Origin of the sequence: Bradyrhizobium sp. (assembly GCF_035273305.1) — a bacterium.
GTDB lineage: Bacteria > Pseudomonadota > Alphaproteobacteria > Rhizobiales > Xanthobacteraceae > Bradyrhizobium.
On sequence record NZ_DATEPI010000132.1, the window covers coordinates 1 to 5,390 of the forward strand.

Genomic DNA, 5,390 nt, shown 5'->3' on the forward strand with positions numbered 1-5,390 from the left:
CACCGTGCGCCTCAACGGGCAGACGTTGCAATTGACGGCCAGCGATGACCTGCCGCGCATCACAGGCGAGCAAACGCCGTCGGGCACCCTGACGTTCGCCCCACTGACAATCACGTTCCTCGCCTTCCCCGCAGCAGCAAACAGCGCTTGCCAGAATCCTTGATCCCGACAAGCTCTGCTGCAGGCACACGACTATGCTGCCTGTCGATTGGCTGTCGCGGAGTCACCGCGCCGCCAGATCGCTTTGGTGGCGGACTGTTGCCGCCACCAAAGTTGTAAGATCAAGCCGCCTTGGCTTTCGATTTCGCCACGTGCGTCGAAATAGCGTCCATCAATGCGGGCGACAGACAATCATAAGGCTCAAGCCCGAGTTCCTTGAGGCGTGACCTGATGCCCGACATTTGCGACGGATCGACGCCGGACTCGATCACCGAGGACACGAACGCCGCAAATTGGGGAGCGGCTGAGCCGGATTCGACAAAAAGTTCCGGATGGATGAAATCGAGACCGTAGAACGGATGCGCCTTGTTCTCGATCCGGCCGTACATATGCGTGCCGCAGACCCTGCACGCATGGCGCTGGATCGTCGCCGACGCATCGACCACATGGAGCTTGTCGCCGTTTTCGAGCACGGTGACGTTCTCGCGCGGCACCACGGCCACCACGGAGAAGACGGCTCCGTCCGGCTTCCAGCACTTGGTGCAGCCGCACGCGTGGTTGTGGGCGACGTCACCCTTGATCCCGACCTTGACTGGCCTGTCCTTGCATTTGCAGACCAGCGTTCCGCCGCTAAAGCTGCCTGAGCCTTTCTTGACACCGCTGTCAACGGATGGGTGGATATGAACTGTCATGGGCCTATCCTCCTGTTTGACGTTTCGGATTTAAAATACGACGACCGAACGGATCGACTTGCCTTGATGCATCAGATCGAAGCCCTTGTTGATGTCCTCGAGCTTGAGGACATGCGTGATCATTGGATCGATCTGGATCTTTCCGTTCATATACCAGTCCACTATTTTGGGCACGTCGGTACGGCCGCGCGCGCCGCCGAACGCCGTGCCCTTCCAGACCCGGCCGGTCACGAGCTGAAATGGTCGTGTTGAAATTTCCTTGCCTGCTTCGGCCACCCCGATGATCACCGACACGCCCCAGCCGCGGTGGCAGCACTCCAACGCCTGGCGCATCACTGTGGTATTGCCGGTGCAATCGAAGGTGTAGTCGGCTCCTCCGTCCGTCAGCGTGACAAGGTGCTGGACGACATCGCCGCCGATCTTCGTCGGATTGACGAAGTGCGTCATGCCGAATCGCCGGCCCCATTCTTCCTTGCTGTCGTTGATATCGACCCCGATGATCTTGTCGGCGCCAACCATCTTGGCGCCCTGGATGACGTTGAGCCCGATGCCGCCAAGCCCGAATACGACGACGTTGGCGCCCGGCGTAACCTTGGCGGTATTCACCACCGCGCCGACGCCCGTGGTGACGCCGCAGCCGATGTAGCAGCTCTTGTCGAAGGGAGCATCCTCACGAATTTTGGCGACCGCGATTTCTGGCAGCACGGTAAAATTGGAAAAAGTCGAGCAGCCCATGTAGTGAAAGATCGGCTTGCCCTTGTGGCTGAAGCGCGACGTGCCGTCCGGCATCACGCCCTTGCCCTGGGTAGCGCGGATCTTCGTGCAGAGATTGGTCTTCTGGCTAAGGCAGCTTTTGCACTCGCGGCATTCGGGCGTGTAGAGCGGGATCGCGTGATCGCCGGGCTTCACCGAGGTGACGCCCGGGCCCACCTCACGAATGATCCCTGCGCCCTCGTGACCGAGGATGGACGGAAAAATCCCCTCACTGTCGAAACCATCGAGGGTGTAGGCATCGGTGTGGCAGATGCCGGTCGCCTTGATTTCGACCAGGACCTCACCGGCTTTCGGGCCTTCCAGATCGACCTCGATGATCTCAAGCGGCTTCTTCGCTTCGAACGCGACAGCGGCACGGGTCTTCATTGTAAACTCCAGCTTCGCATCTCGAGATATTCCTCAGCCCATTTTCTGTTCATCTGTTTCTATTCATTTGCTGTCTGCCATGCAGTCATCTTCCTGCTTTTGCGCGGCCGGCGTTTTCTCCTCGTGCTTGGCGGGACGGCCACGGCCGACAGCGCCATTGGCGCGCGCTCGCAGATAGACGTAGAGGTCGTCGAGATAGCAGACGACGTTTCGATTGTTACCGAACGAGGGCATCACGTTTTCCTGCGAGGTGCTGACGTTCTGACGGCCGCTTGCGACCACCCCGAGAAAATCTGCATAGCTCATGGTTTTGAGCGAGTCTTTCAGTGCCGGTGCGTACGTGGAGCCCATGCCATCCGGCCCATGGCAGACGTGACACTCCGAATGATAACGGCGATACCCGGAATAGGTGTACCAATCGACGGTGCCGTCCGGGGCGACCTTGAATGTCGGGTTACCCTCCTTGTCCAGGTATTTGCCGTTCTCGGATTTGACCGCCGTCGGATCGGCGGCTGTGTCGGCGATAGCTATGTTTCCCGATGCCACGAGGGCCATCGCGGCAACTCCAAACCAGATCTTACCCAATCGAATGTCCTCGGCACTGCATCACAGCAAGTGTCCCGGCGCGACTGTCGCGCCGGGACGATTGATTTTTCACTGCGGCAGTGAGAACACCGTCAGCGTACCGCCAAGCGCCGTGTAGTTGCTCAGCGCAGCATAACCGCCGACAGCGCCGAGGCCGGCAGTCGGATCGGTCAGGCCAGCCGCGAGACCGATGCCGGCCCAGCCGCCAACCCCGGACAGAACTGCAACATATTGCTTGCCGCCCTGCTCGTAGGTAGTGACGTTGCCGATGATTCCGGACGGGGTCTTGAACTTGTAAAGTTCCTTCCCCGTCTTGGCATCAACAGCCTTCAGGTAGCCTTCCAGCGTTCCGTAGAACACCACACCGCCAGCGGTGGCGAGCGCGCCCGACCACACCGAGAACTGTTCCTTGTTCGACCATGCGATCTTGCCGGTCTTGCCGTCCCAGGCGATGAAGTTGCCCATGTTGCTCTCACCGGGAGGCGGATACATCGACAGCGTCGCCCCGACGTAGGGTTGGCCGGCGGTGTAGCTCACCTTGAACGGCTCGTAGTCCATGCAGACGTGGTTGGTCGGTACATAGAACAGCTGGGTGTCCGGCGAATACGCCGCCGGTTGCTCGTCCTTGCTGCCGAGCGCTGCCGGGCAGATGCCCTTGACGTTATGGTCCTCGCCCTGCTTGTCGGTCGAATATTGATCGAGAACCTTGGGACGGCCATAGGTCGGCGAGCTCTTGTTCATGTCGACGCCGCTGGTCCAGTTGACCTTCGGATCGTACTTTTCGGCCACCAGCAACTCGCCCGTGGCGCGATCAAGCGTGTAGCCAAGCCCGTTGCGATCGAAATGGGTCAGCAGCTTACGCTCGGTGCCGTTGATCTGCTGATCGCTCAGGATCATTTCGTTCACGCCGTCGTAGTCCCATTCATCATGGGGCGTCATCTGGTAAACCCACTTGGCCATGCCGGTGTCCGGGTCACGTGCCCAGATGGTCATCGACCATTTGTTGTCGCCTGGACGCTGCTTCGGATTCCATGTCGAGGGATTGCCGGAGCCGTAGTAGATGAGGTTCAGGCTGGGGTCGTAGGAAATCCATCCCCAGGTCGCACCGCCGCCGATCTTCCACTGATCGCCCTGCCACGTCTTGAGGCTGGAATCCTTGCCGACTGGCTTGCCGAGTTCAGTGGTCTTCGTCGGATCGACCAGGATCTGATCATCCGGACCTTCCGAATAGGCCCGCCAGACCATCTTGCCGGTCTTGATGTCATAGGCGGTCATGTGGGCCTGCACGCCAAATTCGCCGCCGGAAATCCCGATCAGGACCTTGTCCTTGACTACCATCGGCGCCGATGTCCCCGTCGCGCCTTTGCTGGGATCGCCGTTCTTGGCCGACCACTCGACCTTGCCGGTCTTGGCATCGAGCGCCACCAATGTCGTATCGGCCTGATGCAGGAAAATCTTGCCGTCGCCATAGGCCACGCCACGGTTGACGGTGTCGCAGCACATCACGGGAATAACGTTTGGATCCTGCTTGGGCTCATACTTCCAGACGATCTTGTTGTCGTTGGCGAGATCGAGCGCATATACCGTGTTCGGAAACGGCGCATGGACGTACATCATGTTGCCGATGATCAGCGGTCCACCCTCATGGCCGCGCAGCACGCCGGTCGAAAACGTCCAGGCCACCTGCAATTTGCCGACGTTGGCCGCAGTGATCTGGTCGAGTTTCGAATAACGCGTGTTGGCATAATTGCCGGTCGGCATCACCCAATCTTTTGGGTTCTGCTGCATTTTCATCAGTTCGTCGTTGGCGGTAGCGGCGCCGGCAGCGAATGCCGCTACAGCACCAACACAGGTTGCGAGTAGCACCTTGCGCATAACGAGACCTCCCATGTGATTTTTAAGTTCACTTTTAACGCTGGGCCTTGGTCGTCCAGCGCTCAACTATTGCAGCGAAGATATTCTTCGAAAGCGCGCGCCGCCCTTGGCGCTGCGCTACTTCAACGCAAATCAGGCTTGCCGGCACACTCAAGCGCCGCACGCCTCGCCGGAGCATGAGGCTCCGGTTGCCTTAGTCAATACTGTAGAGTTAATCAGGATGACGCCGTCGCGGCAGCTTGTACCTCCCGATACCAGCTTCGGGTTTACGTCCGAGGACGTTTCACCTGCCGGATATCATTTCTATTTTTTCGTGCTTATTCCTACCTCCGTTGGGAGCGGGAAACTTGCCCAAGAGGGAAGCAACTTTGCTCGACAGCGAACCTCGACGATCTTTTTCGTTGCCGTCCGGAAGTTTGCTTTTTTGTTGACGGTCGTCGGCTAGCGCGAAAGTCGACCTGCAGGTCTGCCCGCCTCTATCCACTCTGCGGCAATTTAGGCAAACTGCTTGCACCTGGCGGCCACACTTCCGCTTGACGGCGGCCGGGCTTAGGCGGAAAATTAGTAGTGTTGCTCGAATGATAGCTGTGCAGACGAGGACCGCACGTCTGATGGCGTCATATTTTGATCTCGATTCACGCATGTGATTGGATCATGGCAAGTTCCGTCCATACCCTGAGCACCTTCGGACTTGCGCCGAAGAAGCAGATCCAGTTCTGGACCGACGCGCTGACGGAGCTTTGCGGTCAATTCGATGTCGATCCGCTCGACGCTCCCTCGCTCCAAGGTCAGATCAACTACAAGACCGTCTCGCGCCTGAAACTCTGCCAGATCGAGGTGAGTCAGCACCGACTCGCGCATCCCGTGTCGCGCGGCAAGTCGGGCGATCACCCCTATGTCAAAATTCTGTTCCAGACATACGGCGTATCTCATTTCGAG

The 5,390-nt window shown here is 58.9% G+C and carries 4 protein-coding genes and 1 pseudogene; 1 reads left to right on the forward strand and 4 read right to left on the reverse strand.

The window, feature by feature from the left end:
• Positions 1 to 281 precede the first annotated feature (281 nt).
• From gfa to xoxF5, 4 genes are all read right to left on the reverse strand, one after another.
• Positions 282 to 851 carry an S-(hydroxymethyl)glutathione synthase gene (gene gfa, locus VJV58_RS09085; RefSeq protein ID WP_324137009.1) on the reverse strand — a complete coding sequence of 190 codons (570 nt, stop codon included), beginning with the start codon at positions 849 to 851 and terminating at the stop codon, positions 282 to 284.
• Positions 852 to 881: 30 nt separating this feature from the next.
• A complete protein-coding gene (locus tag VJV58_RS09090) occupies positions 882 to 1,991 on the reverse strand; it encodes an S-(hydroxymethyl)glutathione dehydrogenase/class III alcohol dehydrogenase (protein ID WP_324137010.1) in 1,110 nt (369 codons plus the stop codon).
• Positions 1,992 to 2,054: 63 nt separating this feature from the next.
• Positions 2,055 to 2,546, reverse strand: coding sequence for a c-type cytochrome, methanol metabolism-related (locus VJV58_RS09095; protein ID WP_324137012.1), 492 nt, complete (start codon positions 2,544 to 2,546; stop codon positions 2,055 to 2,057).
• A 99-nt stretch (positions 2,547 to 2,645) separates the two neighbouring features.
• Positions 2,646 to 4,451, reverse strand: a complete 1,806-nt coding sequence (xoxF5, locus tag VJV58_RS09100; RefSeq protein ID WP_324137011.1) for a lanthanide-dependent methanol dehydrogenase XoxF5 — start codon at positions 4,449 to 4,451, stop codon at positions 2,646 to 2,648.
• Positions 4,452 to 5,105: 654 nt separating this feature from the next.
• On the opposite strand from xoxF5, the pseudogene VJV58_RS09105 reads away from it, so the two are divergent.
• A pseudogene (locus VJV58_RS09105) lies at positions 5,106 to 5,390 on the forward strand (transcriptional regulator); the annotation flags it as partial.